At 38.7% G+C, this 16479-nt stretch carries 18 protein-coding genes; 4 read left to right on the top strand and 14 right to left on the bottom strand.

Annotated features, from left to right (window positions below; genetic code table 11):
• From rplS (ADA56_RS05740) to ADA56_RS05675, 14 genes are all read right to left on the bottom strand, one after another.
• The coding region (gene rplS / locus ADA56_RS05740) for a 50S ribosomal protein L19 (RefSeq protein WP_049369773.1) at positions 1–320 on the bottom strand (320 nt) is incomplete at its 3' end.
• Positions 321–356: 36 nt separating this feature from the next.
• Complete coding sequence (trmD, locus tag ADA56_RS05735; RefSeq protein WP_049369774.1) at positions 357–1097, bottom strand: tRNA (guanosine(37)-N1)-methyltransferase TrmD; 741 nt, start codon at positions 1095–1097, stop codon at positions 357–359.
• A gap of 37 nt (positions 1098–1134) precedes the next feature.
• Complete coding sequence (gene rimM / locus ADA56_RS05730) at positions 1135–1662, bottom strand: ribosome maturation factor RimM (RefSeq protein ID WP_005697003.1); 528 nt, start codon at positions 1660–1662, stop codon at positions 1135–1137.
• 44 nt (positions 1663–1706) lie between these two features.
• The gene (gene rpsP, locus ADA56_RS05725) at positions 1707–1952 is read right to left on the bottom strand and encodes a 30S ribosomal protein S16 (RefSeq protein WP_049369775.1); all 246 of its coding nucleotides are present in this window, start codon (positions 1950–1952) and stop codon (positions 1707–1709) included.
• A gap of 225 nt (positions 1953–2177) precedes the next feature.
• On the bottom strand, positions 2178–3527 hold the full coding sequence (gdhA, locus tag ADA56_RS05720) for an NADP-specific glutamate dehydrogenase (protein ID WP_049369779.1): 1350 nt from the start codon (positions 3525–3527) through the stop codon (positions 2178–2180).
• Between the two features lie 233 nt (positions 3528–3760).
• Positions 3761–4783, bottom strand: a complete 1023-nt coding sequence (gene hemB / locus ADA56_RS05715; RefSeq protein WP_049363661.1) for a porphobilinogen synthase — start codon at positions 4781–4783, stop codon at positions 3761–3763.
• 56 nt (positions 4784–4839) lie between these two features.
• Positions 4840–5634, bottom strand: a complete 795-nt coding sequence (gene tatC / locus ADA56_RS05710; protein ID WP_049364863.1) for a twin-arginine translocase subunit TatC — start codon at positions 5632–5634, stop codon at positions 4840–4842.
• 9 nt (positions 5635–5643) lie between these two features.
• A complete protein-coding gene (gene tatB / locus ADA56_RS05705; RefSeq protein WP_049369778.1) occupies positions 5644–6249 on the bottom strand; it encodes a Sec-independent protein translocase protein TatB in 606 nt (201 codons plus the stop codon).
• Between the two features lie 2 nt (positions 6250–6251).
• Positions 6252–6482 (bottom strand): twin-arginine translocase TatA/TatE family subunit, encoded by a 231-nt coding sequence (tatA, locus tag ADA56_RS05700; protein WP_005697873.1) that lies wholly within the window; start codon positions 6480–6482, stop codon positions 6252–6254.
• A gap of 165 nt (positions 6483–6647) precedes the next feature.
• Positions 6648–8567 carry a BCCT family transporter gene (locus ADA56_RS05695; RefSeq protein WP_049369777.1) on the bottom strand — a complete coding sequence of 640 codons (1920 nt, stop codon included), beginning with the start codon at positions 8565–8567 and terminating at the stop codon, positions 6648–6650.
• Between the two features lie 64 nt (positions 8568–8631).
• Positions 8632–10659 carry a BCCT family transporter gene (locus ADA56_RS05690; RefSeq protein ID WP_049369776.1) on the bottom strand — a complete coding sequence of 676 codons (2028 nt, stop codon included), beginning with the start codon at positions 10657–10659 and terminating at the stop codon, positions 8632–8634.
• A 255-nt stretch (positions 10660–10914) separates the two neighbouring features.
• Positions 10915–11196 carry an OsmC family protein gene (locus tag ADA56_RS05685; protein ID WP_230845737.1) on the bottom strand — a complete coding sequence of 94 codons (282 nt, stop codon included), beginning with the start codon at positions 11194–11196 and terminating at the stop codon, positions 10915–10917.
• 405 nt (positions 11197–11601) lie between these two features.
• Positions 11602–13413: an NAD nucleotidase gene (nadN, locus tag ADA56_RS05680; protein WP_049357781.1), complete on the bottom strand. Its 1812-nt coding sequence runs from the start codon at positions 13411–13413 to the stop codon at positions 11602–11604.
• 24 nt (positions 13414–13437) lie between these two features.
• Positions 13438–14217, bottom strand: coding sequence for a hypothetical protein (locus ADA56_RS05675; protein ID WP_032827502.1), 780 nt, complete (start codon positions 14215–14217; stop codon positions 13438–13440).
• Between the two features lie 310 nt (positions 14218–14527).
• Between ADA56_RS05675 and rpsP (ADA56_RS05670) the strand changes: the two genes are divergently transcribed.
• The 4 genes from rpsP (ADA56_RS05670) to rplS (ADA56_RS05655) all read left to right on the top strand — a co-directional run.
• The gene (rpsP, locus tag ADA56_RS05670; protein ID WP_049369775.1) at positions 14528–14773 is read left to right on the top strand and encodes a 30S ribosomal protein S16; all 246 of its coding nucleotides are present in this window, start codon (positions 14528–14530) and stop codon (positions 14771–14773) included.
• Between the two features lie 44 nt (positions 14774–14817).
• Positions 14818–15345, top strand: coding sequence for a ribosome maturation factor RimM (gene rimM / locus ADA56_RS05665; protein WP_005697003.1), 528 nt, complete (start codon positions 14818–14820; stop codon positions 15343–15345).
• Between the two features lie 37 nt (positions 15346–15382).
• Positions 15383–16123 (top strand): tRNA (guanosine(37)-N1)-methyltransferase TrmD, encoded by a 741-nt coding sequence (trmD, locus tag ADA56_RS05660; RefSeq protein WP_049369774.1) that lies wholly within the window; start codon positions 15383–15385, stop codon positions 16121–16123.
• A 36-nt stretch (positions 16124–16159) separates the two neighbouring features.
• Positions 16160–16479: 50S ribosomal protein L19 (gene rplS / locus ADA56_RS05655; RefSeq protein WP_049369773.1), on the top strand; the 320-nt coding region annotated here is incomplete at its 3' end.

Here is a 16479-nt window from a genome sequence, read left to right as displayed (position 1 = left end):
GATTTACCTGAACGTTCACGTAAGTAGTAAAGTTTAGCTTTACGTACTGCACCTTTACGTTTAACAGTGATTGAATCTACAACTGGTGAGTGAGTTTGGAATACACGCTCAACACCTACACCGTTAGACACTTTACGTAAAGTAAATGCTGAGTGCAAGCCACGGTTACGAATTGCAATAACCACGCCTTCGAATGCTTGCAAACGACGTTTGCTACCTTCAACTACCCATACTTTAACTTCTAAAGTATCACCTGGGCGGAAGCTAGGTACGTTTTGTTTTAATTGTTCTTGTTCAAGTTGTTTAATAATGTTAGACATTGTTTGATCCTTTATTGATCCTAGATGTAACTGAAACTAACTGTTATATTCGGCTTGCGCCTCTTTTAACAGTTTACGTTGTTCGTCAGTCAGAGCTAGGCCTTCTAAGAGCTCAGGGCGTCGGAGCCACGTTCTTTGTAGCGATTGTTTTAATCGCCATTTGCGAATTTCTTCGTGATGTCCCGACATCAGCACGGATGGCACAGTTAATCCTTCTAACACTTCCGGTCTGGTGTAATGCGGGCAATCTAATAAACCGTCTGCAAAAGAATCTTCTTCTGCGGAGGCTTGTTTGCCTAATACACCGGGAATAAAACGAGCAACAGCATCAATTAATGTCATTGCCGGCAATTCCCCACCAGTCAGAACGTAATCGCCAATTGACCATTCTTCATCAATTTCAGTTTGAATCAATCGCTCATCAATACCTTCGTAACGTCCACATACCAAAATCAATTTCTGATTTTTAGCAAGCTCGGTTACGCCGCCTTGATCGAGTTTACGTCCTTGTGGCGAAAGGTAAATCACCTTTGCGCCTTCTCCTGCCGCTGCTTTCGCAGCATGAATCGCATCCCGTAAAGGTTGCACCATCATCAGCATTCCCGGACCACCACCATAAGGACGGTCATCCACGGTTTTATGCTTGTCGAATGTAAAATCTCTTGGATTCCAACATTCTACTTGCAGAAGATTATGTTTTACGGCTCTACCTGTAACCCCAAATTCCGTAATCGCTTTAAACATTTCGGGGAATAATGAAATCACCCCTATCCACATAAAAAGCCTACTACATTACGTTTGTGCATACTTGAGATTAGAAACCAGCGTCCCAATCCACTTCAATTGTTTTCGTGGTGAGATCGACTCTTTTAACTACTTGTTCATACAAGAATGGAATTAACCGCTCTTGTTTTCCAAAAGCATCTTTAGTATTGGCTTTAACCACTAATACATCATTAGAACCGGTTTCCATCATCTCTGTTACCGTTCCCATTGTATAACCTTCTAGGTTGACGACTGAACAACCGATTAAATCGTGCCAGTAATAATCGCCCTCTTCCAGTTCTGGGAAAACAGATAAATCCACACCAATTTCAACATTTGCTAAAGTTTGTGCAGCTTCACGATCATCAACGCCTTTTAATTTAACGATGATTTCGTGATTATGATGGCGCCAGTTTTCTAATTCAGTTGGCTGCCATTCACCTTTGATTTTTAAAAACCAAGGTTGATAATCAAAAATGCTTTCAGCTTGTTCTGTTGATGAATAAATACGTAACCACCCACGGATACCGTAGGTTGAGCCTAATTTGCCCACAACTTCAATGCGTTGTTGTTCCATATTTTTCACCTATCTTAGTTTAAGAACTAAATCAAAAAGCGAGATTATGCTTTTTGAGCTTCTTTCACCAAAGTTGCAACACGGTCTGAAAGTGATGCACCTTGAGCAACCCAGTGGTTTACACGCTCAAGATCAACACGAAGACGCTCTGCGTTACCTTGTGCGATTGGGTTGAAGAAACCTATACGCTCAATGAAACGATCGTCACGTGGTGAACGGCTGTCAGCTACTACGATTTGATAAAATGGGCGTTTTTTAGCTCCGCCACGAGATAAACGAATGGTTACCATAACCTTCCTCTAAATGTTTAATTACTAAAAGAATATTCTCAAACTCGAAAGTGATTTAAGAATATAGCTTACTTTTTTCTCTGTATATATAGACAAAAAGCCTGAAGATTTTACACTTTTTGAGCAAAAAAGCAAGCCGCTCGCCTATCTCAACATAATAATTCACCATAAAAAATGACCGCACTTCATCACAAAGTGCGGTCAATTTTTTATTCATTTTGTGAATTAATAAACGCCTTGTGCTAACATCGCGTCGGCCACTTTCACAAAGCCTGCTACGTTTGCACCCACTACGTAGTTAATGTTTGCTTGACCTTCTGCTGAACCGTATTTTTTACAGTTGGCATGAATATCTAACATAATGCGATGAAGCTGTTTATCCACTTCTTCAGCTGTCCAGTACAAACGTTGTGAACTCTGCGCCATTTCTAAGCCAGATGTCGCAACACCACCTGCATTAGCTGCTTTACCTGGGCCAAATAATACACCAGCCTCTAAGAATGCTTCTGTCGCTTCGATAGTGGTTGGCATGTTTGCACCTTCTGCGACTAATTTCACTCCATTTGCGATTAAGGCTTTCGCATCTGAAATCTCTAATTCATTTTGGGTTGCGCAAGGAAGTGCAATATCTGCTTTCACTTCCCAAGGACGTTTGCCTGCAAAATATTGAAGACCGAATTGTTTTGCAAACTCTTCTACTCGACCACGTTTTACATTTTTGAGCTCTAATAAAGCCTCTAATTTTTCACGATCGAATCCTTCTGGTAAATACACGTAACCCGCAGAATCAGAACAGGTTACGACTTTCGCACCCAGCGCCATCGCTTTTTCAATCGCATATTGCGCCACGTTACCAGAACCAGAAACTAAAACGGTTTTACCTTGGAAGCTATCCCCTTTTTCAGCGAGCATTGCTTGGGCAAAATAAACTAATCCATAACCTGTCGCTTCAGGACGAATTAAGCTCCCACCAAATGAAAGACCACGACCAGTAAACACGCAAGCCGCTTGGTTTGATAATTTTTTCATATAGCCTGCAAGATAACCGACTTCACGACCACCTACACCAATATCACCGGCAGGCACATCGGTATCTGGGCCAACATGACGATACAATTCAGCCATTAACGCTTGGCAGAAACGCATCACTTCAGCATCTGATTTGCCTTTAGGATCAAAATCTGAGCCCCCTTTCGCACCGCCCATTGGCAATGTAGTTAAGGCATTTTTAAAGATCTGTTCAAAGCCTAAGAATTTTAAAATCGATAAGTTAACAGATGGATGGAAACGCATACCACCTTTAAAAGGACCAATTGCACTGTTGAATTGCACGCGGAAAGCACGGTTTACTTGAACTTGGCCTTTATCATCAGTCCATGCCACACGGAATTGGATTGCGCGCTCTGGCTCAACTAAACGCTCCAATAAAGCTTCTGAACGGTATTTAGGGTTTGCTTCCAAGAAAGGCCAGATTGACGTGAAGACTTCACGAACGGCTTGTAAAAATTCAGGTTGGTGGCCGTCACGTTGAGCCACTTTTTCAAGAAATGCGTCTAATGATGCTACTGCTGACATAGGATTTTCCTTCTAGTAGTGAGTTAATATGATGTGTGTAACGTTATTTTATTTATCACCGTCTTGTTGCGGCGTGTCATCAATATAACAATAGAAAAATCAACTAGGCAATAGTTTTTTTATAGAAAAAATGAAGAAAAAATAAAAAACGAGAAAACATTTAATATTTTCTCGTTTTTATTAGACGGTATCTAAAATTAGCACCTGGATTAGCACTTCAAGTTAAAAAGTGCTTATTTATTTTTACCTTCTAAGTAAAGCCATTCAGCGACTTGCTTCGCAAAATACGTCAAAATACCGTCTGCACCCGCACGTTTAAAGCAAAGCAATGATTCCATAATGCATTCTTTTTCTTTCAACCAACCATTTTGAATGGCTGCCATATGCATCGCATATTCACCAGAAACTTGATAAGCAAAGGTTGGCACGCCGAAATAGTCTTTCACACGATATACCATGTCTAAATATGGCATACCTGGTTTTACCATCACCATATCTGCCCCTTCTTGTAAATCAAGAGCCACTTCTTGCAAGCCTTCATTACCGTTGGCTGGATCAAGTTGATAGGTTTTCTTGTCACCACCTTTCAGGTTACCGGCAGAACCGACTGCATCACGGAATGGACCATAATAATTAGACGCATATTTTGCAGAATACGCCATAATTTGCGTATTGATATGACCATTTTCTTCCAATGCCTGACGAATACGACCAATACGTCCATCCATCATATCACTCGGTGCAACAATATCAGCACCAGCTTCAGCGTGTGAAACAGCCTGTTTAATCAGGATATCTGTTGTAATATCGTTTAATACATAGCCTTCTTCATCAATGATCCCGTCTTGCCCGTGTAGTGTATAAGGATCGAGTGCGACATCGGTTAATACACCTAATTCTGGATAAGCGGCTTTCAATGCTCTCACTGCACGCTGTACCAAACCATTCGGATTAAACGCTTCATCTGCCATTAACGATTTTTTATCTTGCTCAACCACAGGGAATAATGAAATCACAGGCACACCGTATTTCACTAAAAGGCCTGCTTCAATTAATAATTGATCGATCGTTAAACGTTCAACTTTAGGCATAGAAGGGACAGGCTCACGATGATTTTCACCTTCAATGATAAATACCGGATAAATTAAATCATTCGCGGTTAATGTATTTTCTGCCACTAAACGACGACTAAAATCATGTTTACGTAAACGACGAAGACGACGGGTTGGGAAACCGCCTAAAATTTGTTGAGTCATAATAATATTCCTGTTTTTTATGATGTTAAAAGGGCGTATCACCTACGCCCATTTTCTTAATCTTTGTGATTTAAATCAGCCTGATTTTCTACCGCACTTTCTTCATCCGTTGTCTCTTCTTCATCCTCTTTCGGTTGATAGAAACGTGCAACTAACAAGCCTAATTCAAAGAGAAGGCACATTGGCACAGCTAGTAAAGTTTGTGAGAAAACATCGGGTGGCGTTAAGATCATGCCAACAAAGAACGCACCCACAATAATATAAGGACGTTTTGAAGCCAATGCTTTCGTCGTGGTTACACCAGTCCAACAAAGCAAAATAATAGCAACAGGTACTTCAAAACACACACCGAATGCCAAGAATAACGCTAAGGCAAAATCAAGGTAACTGCTAATATCTGTGGCGATAGCCACCCCTTCTGGTGCAGTTTGGGTAAAGAAACTAAACACAAAAGGGAAAACAATATAATAAGCAAATGCTACACCGCAATAGAATAAAACTGTACTGGAAAATAATAACGGATAAATTAAACGTTTTTCATGTTGATATAGTGCCGGTGCAACAAACGCCCAAATTTGATAAAGCAAATAAGGCACCGAAATAAACACCGAGACAATCGCGGTTAATTTAATTGGCGTAAAGAAAGGTGTTTGGATATTGGTTGCAATCATCGTTGCACCTTTTGGCATCACAGCTGTTAAAGGTGCGGCAACAAAATGATAAATATCATTAGAAAAATAAACCAACGCCACAAAAACCACTAAAATACAAATTACACAACGTAATAAGCGGTTTCTGAGTTCAACAAGATGGGTAATTAACGGTTGGGAATCGTCCGTCATATTGCTCATAATTATTCTCTAGGACTTCGCTTCAGATTTGGGTGCTGGCTGTAGCTCCACATCATCCGGCGAATAGTAATCGGATAAACGCTCAGTTAATTCAGCTTGTTCATGAGGTTCAAGTGCGGTCAAATCCACTTCTGTTTTTTCAGATTCCAAAACTTCAGCAGTTTCATTCTCTGCATGTTCTGTGGATGCTGTTTCAACCGGTTTCTCTGCTGTTCCTTGTGCGCTTACCTCAAGTTTTTCCGCAGAATCAGCCGGATTTTCAGCCGCACTTTTAATTTCTTTAATTTGCTCTTCCACCGTTGTTCCTGCTGCAGTCGCTTTTTCTTCTAACTCTGCACGCATTTTTTGAGCTTGCTCTTTCAGCTCTTCAACGGTTTTACTTAAGTCTGGGGAAAGCTGTTTTAGATTTAGTTGTTCCGCTTTCTTAATGCTATCTTGCAATTCTTGCAATTTAAGCTCTTGTTTTAATTCATTTTGAACATTAGCTGCCAACCCACGGATCGTTTTCACCCAGCCCATTACCGTGCGAATAGCCACAGGCAAACGCTTAGGGCCTAGTACTACTAAGCCCACAAGCATCAATAAAACAAGTTCGGAAAAACCAATATCAAACACGGTTATGCCTGTTCTTTATCTTTTACAGTTTCAGTTTTTTCAGCGGTGTTTGTACCGTCTTTAATTTGAGTAAATTCCGCATCTTTTTTCGGCTCGTCATCAGACATCGCTTTTTTAAAGCCTTTTACTGCTGCGCCAAGATCAGATCCCGCATTGCGTAATTTTTTTGTACCGAATACTAATAAAATCACGACTAATAAAATAATCATTTGTGCTGGGGATAAACCAAACATAGAAAAACTCCGTTAGAATTAAATTGAAAATTTGGGCTTGAATATACTCTTTTTATGCATTTGTCTCAAGAGGTAATTTTAAAAGTGCGGTCAAAAATTTAGAGGATTTTTAACCGCACTTTATTCTTATTATTCAGCCAGTTCTGTTTGCTCATGAGACAGGAATTATGAAATAACAAAATCCAGCTCTCTCATGTATCGCTCATAACATTGCAAGATGTCCACGATCAAATCCTCTTCCTTTGTGATATTCAAAGGATAACCTTCCAATTGAATATTGGTTGAAACCATTAATGCATGATGAACTTGTGCTGTTTCAGATGCGGGCTTCTCAAACAAGGTAATTTGGTAAAAAAAATCTTCTGCTAATCCATTTTCAATAGAAAGGACCAGTTGATTATTATCGACGTCAAAACGTTGATGTAATGTCACATTTAGACCATAGGTACCAATGAGTAACTGCCGTAACTCTCTCATTGCTAAAAGTGCTGTTGTTTTTAAATGGGAAATGGCGTCATCTCGCTTAGGTTCAATCACTAGCTGTCTTAAACGACTACGCCAGTTTGCACCTGTCCACAAATCTGAAACCTCTGTGGAATAATATTGACGTTCAAATCGTAAACCTTTTAACAAACTCCATGCCATCACTGACATCAACAGAGCAAAAGGTAAAGAGAAAAACAACATCGTTGATTGTAGTATTTCAATACCGCCAAAAAGATAAAGAACAAATGTAACAGCTGACAATAAACCACCCCAAAACATAGATTGCCAACGAGGTGAAACCTGGCTTTTGTCTTCAATTGCGATATTATTAAGCGTATAAATACCAAAGTTAATGGTTACAATAAAAAAGAGTGTGATAATAAATAAAGCTAACGTTTTAGTTAAACCGGAATAGGGTAAATAACTCAGAAAATCAAAAAGGAGTGACCCCACATTATTTACAGCTTGACCTAATGCCCCCTTAGCAAGATGTTCATTAACCCAAATGGCCCCATTTCCAAATACTGTGAACCATAAAACAAAGAATAAACTTGGCACCATCAATACGCCGAAAATAAACTCCCGCAAAGTTCGTCCGCGAGAAATCCGTGCGATAAAAATCCCAAAGCCTGGCGCCCATGAAAACCACCATGCCCAGTAAAAAACCGTCCAATCCATAAACCAATCTAGATGTTCTACATCATAGGCATAAGCCTTGAAGCCGACTCTAATTAAACCGCTTAAGTAGGTGCCAATATTTTCTGTAAACGCAGAAATTAAATATATCGTCGGACCGAATAGCAAAACCAGTAGCATAAAGAGAAATGTGACGCCTAGATTAAGCTCACTAAGAATACGGAACCCGTTGGCAATCCCTTGCAGTGAAATTAAGATAGCAATGATAAAAACACTCACTAAAATAAGGGGAACCAAATACGGTGAGTTATCCAATAAATGCATTGAATGGAACGCTGCAGCTAATCGAATTGCACTGTAACCTAAGGTTGCAACCACGCCAAATAAGGTAGTGCAAATTCCGAGAATATCAATGATATCCCCGACTCTTCCATTAATCTTTTCTTTCAGTAAGGGATAAAAACAAGAGCGTAAAGAAAAGGGTAATTTATAGCGAAATCCGAAATAAGCAATCGTAAGTGCAATTAATCCATAAATAGCCCAAGCACTGATACTCCAATGAAAAATACTAAAAAATAATGCCGTTCGAACTTTCTCATATTCACCTATTGGTGAAAGAAAATGTGAAAGCGGTTCAGCAACGCCAAGAAAAACAATGCCAATACCAATTCCAGAGGTAAAGAGTAATGCAATCCAAGAGCCTAATTTAAACTCTGGTTCTTCCTCATCGCCCCCCAGCTTAATATCACCATATCGTCCTAATGCTAAGAAGAGTAAAAAGAATAGAAAAAATGCACTCAGTAAAATATAAAACCAGCTAAATTGAGAGAAAATAAAGGCTTTCGCCGCAGCAAGATAAGATATCGTTTGCTGCGTATCAAATAAAAGAGCTGCAATAATCGCTAAACTAAAACCTAAACTGCCCCAAATAACATTTGCTTTAAAAGTATTTTGTATCTTCATATTTGTTTTAAGATAAAAAGTGCGGTTAAAAACTTATAGGATTTTCAACCGCACTTTAATCTTATTATTCAGCCAGTTCTGTTTGCTCGTGTGCCATCAATTCTTGACCCACATCGTCTAGCAAACTTAAATAACGTTCATAATGTTTCAACATATCGGCAATTAATTCATCTTGGTCCATATATTGCACATCATAACCCACTCGACCATCAAAGAAATAAGTGTATGGCTCATAGGTCATACTATGTTGGATATGTGGCAAGTTATCATCATTAATTAATTGCTCTGACACCTCACGACCGATAGATTTCACCCCGTACATAAAGTCTCTCATCAAATCTTTTTGAATGACTAACTCGACTGCAGGTTCATCTTGATCAAATAACGTGTTAATTTGCACACTCAATTCATATTTACCAATCAATTCTTGGCGTAGCTCACGCATTGCCGGCAATACCGTATGTTTAAGGAAGCGTAAAATATCTTTTTCTTGCGTTTGGTTCATCATTTGTTCCAAACGTTCTTTCCATTTATCCCCCGTCCAGAAAATACTGGTTGGATTAACTTTGGTATCAAAATATTTTTTATCCGCACTCAAACCTTTCCATAAACTAAAACACATCAATAACATCAACATCGCGAAAGGTAATGCCACTAATAGCGTCATTGTCTGTAGATTAGCCAAGCCGCCTGATTGCATCAAAACAATGGCGACAGTTGACATTAATACGCCCCACATCACCGCTTGCCAACGTGGTGCAGCAAGACTTTTATCGCGTGATGCAATGTTATTTAATACATAAATGCCCGAATCCGCAGAAGTGATAAAAAATAAAGAAATCACCACCAAACTCACTAAACCCGTCACACCAGAAAGCGGTAAATAATCTAAGAACTTAAAGAGCAACGTTTCAGGCGAAGAAATCATTTGTCCTAACGCACCTGCAGCTTCACCATCATTCAACCAAATGGCTGTATTACCAAATACGGTAAACCACAAGATACCGAACATGCTAGGAATCACCAACACGCCGAAAATAAATTCGCGAATGGTACGCCCTTTCGAAATACGAGCAATAAATAAACCGACAAATGGCGCCCAAGAACACCACCATGCCCAATACAGAATTGTCCAACCGCTAAACCAACTAGTATGTTCTTGTTCATAAACATAGGTTTTGAAACTTAATTTTACTAAGTTGCTAAGATACGTTCCGATGTTGTCGCTAAAAGCGGATAACAAATAAAGTGTCGGTCCCGCCACTAAGACGAAAATCAACAAACAGAAAGCTAATGTTAAATTCAGCTCACTTAAGATTTTTACCCCTTTCCCTACACCAGAAATCGCGGAAAATATCGCTAAACTCATTACCACGGCAATTACGACAACTTGCAAGCTGAAGCTATTTTCGCTAATCCAGCCTAATTGATGTAAGCCTGCACCCAATTGTGATGCACCAAAACCTAATGTTGTGATAACACCAAATAAGGTGGCAAGTAACGCCATAATGTCGATAAGATCGCCTAACTTGCCATTAATACGCTCTTTCAATAACGGATAGAAACAAGAACGTAATGCCAAAGGTAATTTGTAACGGAATCCAAAGTAAGCCAATGCCAACGCAATCGTGCCATACACCGCCCAGGCATGAATTCCCCAGTGGAATAAGGTGTGTAACAAGGCTTCTTGTTGCTTATGCTCTGCGCTGCCTGTGGTAATATCAGATAAGTAATGCGTCAATGGTTCTGCTACACCAAAGAACATCAACCCTACCCCCATACCGGCAGCAAATAACATCGCCAACCAAGACAGAAAACCAAATTCAGGCTCTTCTTCATCATTGCCTAATTTGATATTACCTAGGCTACTGACTGATAAAATGACTAAAAAGCCCAAAAATACTGAGAATGCTAATACGTAAAACCAACTAAAGTTGGCAAAAATGCCCGATTTAGCAGCATTTAATAAAGTTTGTGTTTGTTCAGGTGCGATTAAAATCATCGCGACAAGCAACACCACAAAAAATAACGTTGCACCAATCACTAAAGGATTGAACGACGTTTGCTTTTCCATAAATTTAGATAAAGACAACGCTTCCCCCTTAAAAATTAAGTGAATAAAAATAAAATCAGATTAAATAAAATAAGGCTTTAAGCCCTAAATGGTGAGATGGAACCATCGCAAATGATAGCACGGAGAAGTGCGATTTTGAAGGAAACGCTCAGTAGGATTTGAGTGGATTGTTTCCAAAAGTGCATTTATGGTATAAAAAAATACCAATTATTTCAAATTAGGAAAATATTGATGGTATTTAATTTAAGTCGTATTTTTAACTGATATAATGAATTACAAAACTTGCTCAAACAAGACAGTAAAAGAAAACGTTTTATTTAATGTGTTGTAGATAAAACAATTTCTTAATGCAGCTTCAGTAAGCTTATCAAACGTCTGATCATCTAAATCAGATGAAATAAAAATTTTAATTTTACAATCGGTTATGTGTGGAGGTTCATCATAACCATGCACACCAAGTAAGGTTAAAGGATTGGCGAGGTTGAGCCAAATTTTTCCTTCCATTTCTACAATATCGGCACGTTGTTGAACAAAATGCGCTTTTACACTACTCAAAATGCCAATGCAGTTAAGTCATCGGAGCAAGGGAAAAACTCTACAAACGTCTAGCAAAAATGGTTGAGCATAACTTTACGGAAGCAGAACAACACCATAGACATAGTTATGCCCATTACAGAGGTTCGTCGAAAGTACACATGCAAGCAAGCACAAAATATCAAGAAAATGCCCTTGTGCTATGGGCTTTTTTACGCTTTTTATAATTCAGACTTTATTAATATGAGGTAATGGTAAAAACTCTACGAAACTGACTGCTTGAATGGCAATCTAAAGTGAAATGTAATAGAAAGAGATAAAACGACAAAAAATAAACCCACCTTTACCAGATGGTCTATAAAGTGGGTTTGCCTGAGGTATAAAATCGAGTGTTAAATACGCGCTATTTTCAATATATTTTAGCTTTTATTTTTTAGGTAACGCATCACTAGAAGCATTAAATTTCACATTTGATGAAGTGTAAGCCTCAAAGTGCGGATGTTTTTTCATAAATTTAATGAAACTTTCCGCATCAGGCAAGTAAGTATCAACGCCTTCATATTTCGGATCGTTAAATAATTTACCAAAAGTTTTGTAACCATCTTTACCGCTAGCTACATAAGCATTAGTACCAACGAGATAACGTTTATTATCATCAATTGGTTCCCATTGTTGGGTTTGTTTATTCAATACTTCCACGCTGACTAAACGTTTACCTTCCGCATTTGGTATTTCATTCGCTTCGTAACGAATGCCCGCGCCATAAGGGAATGCCCCTGTAGAACCATCAACTAAAGCAAATTGCATCGCATCTTCAAGCACTTGTTTCACTAACGAACCTTCCATTTTATAGGTATATAACGTATTCCCGAAAGGTAAGAAAGTATAAGCATCATTAAAGGTTACATTGCCTGGTAAAATATCCGCACGAACACCGCCTGCATTTTGAATGGTTAAATCCACTGTTTTGAGTTCGTTATACATTGTTTCTGCAATAAAACGCGTTGCAATAGAACCTTCTGGATTTGAGCCTGCTTTATTTGGGATACGATTTGCTGAACCACCCGGCATTGCAGAACCGGTGATGACGCCAACAATTTCTTGTGCTAAACGATCTTTTTCACTTTTATATTTTGAAATAAGCATGTCTGTTTTTGCATCATGATCATCAAGTGAAATACTCTTCATTGACTTTAAAGTATCAAGCGCTTTTTTACGTTCATCGCCTGTTAATTCAGTCCATTTACCTTCCGCATTTTTCACTTGAAGTTTATGAGAACTCATTAACACATGAGGAATTTTACGAGTAATAGACGCAATACCTTCAGGACTGAATTTAACACCTAAGTCACCCACAACAGCAGAATAAGCCCAACCTTCCATTACAAATACCGGTTCGCCATTCGGATTTTTAAATTCAAGCGGATATTCATAGATTACTGGAAGTTTTAAACCACGTAATTCATCATTGCCGTATAAATAATGTGAATCCCCAGTAACGATCACATCAATATCATTTACTTTTTGAGCAATTTCGATATTTTTTTCACTTCCTGCATGTGAAAGTAAAATGATTTTATTAATGCCTTGTTGTTTTAGCGCATTTGCCATAATTTGTGCGGTAGCAATTTCATCATAGAACTTCACATCCTTACCTGGTGAAGATGAATTAACCGTTTTATTCACGGTATCTAAACCGATAATGGCAATTTTTTCTCCATCCACAGTGAAAATATCGTAAGGTTTCCATTTGTTATATAAAATTGAATTTTTATCAGGAATAACATTGGCTGAAAGTACTGGAATTTTTAATGGCTCGAGTAGTTTTAATAAACCTTCATTACCCGCGTCAAATTCATGGTTACCCAAAGTAAAATAATGGAAATTACCAGCATTCATGACAGCCGCATCAGCGGAACCGCCAAAAAGTGTGAAATACAGCGTACCGGTAATCGCATCACCAGCATGTAGCACTAATGGATTTTTATACTTTTTACGTAACTCATAAAGTTTTCCATTCACAGCAGAAAAACCGCCAATATCAACCTTTGTTTGTTGACCATTTAGATTAATTCTTGCTTCGTGCGGTTCCAAATAAGAATGGTGGTCGTTAATATGTAAGATACTTAACTCCACAGCTTTATGTGCTTGCGGCGCTTCTTTAGCAAAGGCTGCACCTGAGCAAAGCATTGCTAACGCACTAACTGCAAAGGTAACTGATTTTTTAGATAAAAACATAATGGCTCCTTGTGAGTAAACGGATTAATTTAAGCCTTCAAGCATTGCTTGGAAAGTCTTATAACGAATAGCATAGTTATTGTGTTGAAGATTTTCACGTGCTTGATCTAAATACGAAAAATCATCAACCTCCACCCCTTTAAATTGGCGAGCAAACATCATATTGGCTAGAGCGAGGCGGGGCTTAATTTCAGAAGAAGGGGTTATCAAACTCACTCGATTCTCAGTAATAGAAAAAGTTGTTTGATTAGGAAAATCTTGACGCATCTGTTCAATAATTTTTTGAAATATGCCTTTAGCATCCAAAGACAATAATATAATTTGATCTGGTTTGGCTCCCCGTTCTATTAAAGCCTGAACAAATTGCTCCGAATTATCTGTTTGACGAATATAAATTTTTGCCTGCTCATTCGCTAAAAAAGACACCAGTAAGTTTTTCTTCATTTCCTGAATTAAATTAGCATCGCCAGTATTTATCGGTTCAAAGTATAAATAATCAAGAAATTTAGGGGTGAGATTTTTATCTGTTTTAAAAATGCGAGTGAGGATTTTTTCGCTTATTTGGATCTGATTATCAAGAAATTGGGGAGGTAAAGAAAAAAGTGCGGTGAGTTTTTTCTGTAAAATAGAAATTTGTTGCTTTTCTTGTTTAGCTAAAGCGATTGAAAATTGTTGCTTTAAAGCCTCAGCGGACTCAGTAGATATTGATTGGTGAGAAGACGAAGGAGGACTCGCTATCACAGATTGTTGAATGCCAATACATGACGCTAATCCAAGTAACACAGAATGAAAACTGATTTTCATAATAAACCTCATTTAACTGATATTTTATCAATATAAAATACCGCTTAACGCGTAAACTTGACCTAAAACTATTTGAGAGTTTCTTAGATTATACGTAAAACAAAATTGCATGTGAATGATAATGTTTACTTTTTCAAGAGAATATAACGTACTTATTAGAATGCTCATCCAAAACTTGCAATTTTGCTCAAAAAGTATAAAACTCGCAGGCTTTTTGTCTATATATACAGAGAAAAAAGTAAGCTATATTCTTAAATCGCTTTCGAGTTTAAGAATATTCTTTTAGTAATTAAACATTTAGAGGAAGGTTATGGTAACCATTCGTTTATCTCGTGGCGGAGCTAAAAAACGCCCATTTTATCAAATCGTAGTAGCTGACAGCCGTTCACCACGTGACGATCGTTTCATTGAGCGTATAGGTTTCTTCAACCCAATCGCACAAGGTAACGCAGAGCGTCTTCGTGTTGATCTTGAGCGTGTAAACCACTGGGTTGCTCAAGGTGCATCACTTTCAGACCGTGTTGCAACTTTGGTGAAAGAAGCTCAAAAAGCATAATCTCGCTTTTTGATTTAGTTCTTAAACTAAGATAGGTGAAAAATATGGAACAACAACGCATTGAAGTTGTGGGCAAATTAGGCTCAACCTACGGTATCCGTGGGTGGTTACGTATTTATTCATCAACAGAACAAGCTGAAAGCATTTTTGATTATCAACCTTGGTTTTTAAAAATCAAAGGTGAATGGCAGCCAACTGAATTAGAAAACTGGCGCCATCATAATCACGAAATCATCGTTAAATTAAAAGGCGTTGATGATCGTGAAGCTGCACAAACTTTAGCAAATGTTGAAATTGGTGTGGATTTATCTGTTTTCCCAGAACTGGAAGAGGGCGATTATTACTGGCACGATTTAATCGGTTGTTCAGTCGTCAACCTAGAAGGTTATACAATGGGAACGGTAACAGAGATGATGGAAACCGGTTCTAATGATGTATTAGTGGTTAAAGCCAATACTAAAGATGCTTTTGGAAAACAAGAGCGGTTAATTCCATTCTTGTATGAACAAGTAGTTAAAAGAGTCGATCTCACCACGAAAACAATTGAAGTGGATTGGGACGCTGGTTTCTAATCTCAAGTATGCACAAACGTAATGTAGTAGGCTTTTTATGTGGATAGGGGTGATTTCATTATTCCCCGAAATGTTTAAAGCGATTACGGAATTTGGGGTTACAGGTAGAGCCGTAAAACATAATCTTCTGCAAGTAGAATGTTGGAATCCAAGAGATTTTACATTCGACAAGCATAAAACCGTGGATGACCGTCCTTATGGTGGTGGTCCGGGAATGCTGATGATGGTGCAACCTTTACGGGATGCGATTCATGCTGCGAAAGCAGCGGCAGGAGAAGGCGCAAAGGTGATTTACCTTTCGCCACAAGGACGTAAACTCGATCAAGGCGGCGTAACCGAGCTTGCTAAAAATCAGAAATTGATTTTGGTATGTGGACGTTACGAAGGTATTGATGAGCGATTGATTCAAACTGAAATTGATGAAGAATGGTCAATTGGCGATTACGTTCTGACTGGTGGGGAATTGCCGGCAATGACATTAATTGATGCTGTTGCTCGTTTTATTCCCGGTGTATTAGGCAAACAAGCCTCCGCAGAAGAAGATTCTTTTGCAGACGGTTTATTAGATTGCCCGCATTACACCAGACCGGAAGTGTTAGAAGGATTAACTGTGCCATCCGTGCTGATGTCGGGACATCACGAAGAAATTCGCAAATGGCGATTAAAACAATCGCTACAAAGAACGTGGCTCCGACGCCCTGAGCTCTTAGAAGGCCTAGCTCTGACTGACGAACAACGTAAACTGTTAAAAGAGGCGCAAGCCGAATATAACAGTTAGTTTCAGTTACATCTAGGATCAATAAAGGATCAAACAATGTCTAACATTATTAAACAACTTGAACAAGAACAATTAAAACAAAACGTACCTAGCTTCCGCCCAGGTGATACTTTAGAAGTTAAAGTATGGGTAGTTGAAGGTAGCAAACGTCGTTTGCAAGCATTCGAAGGCGTGGTTATTGCAATTCGTAACCGTGGCTTGCACTCAGCATTTACTTTACGTAAAGTGTCTAACGGTGTAGGTGTTGAGCGTGTATTCCAAACTCACTCACCAGTTGTAGATTCAATCACTGTTAAACGTAAAGGTGCAGTACGTAAAGCTAAACTTTACTACTTACGTGAACGTTCAGGTAAATC

The organism is Parahaemophilus parainfluenzae (genome assembly GCF_001055095.1).
GTDB lineage: Bacteria > Pseudomonadota > Gammaproteobacteria > Enterobacterales > Pasteurellaceae > Haemophilus_D > Haemophilus_D parainfluenzae_Z.
The sequence above is the reverse complement of the archived record's forward strand: the minus strand, read 5'-3'. Positions and strand labels throughout refer to the sequence as shown.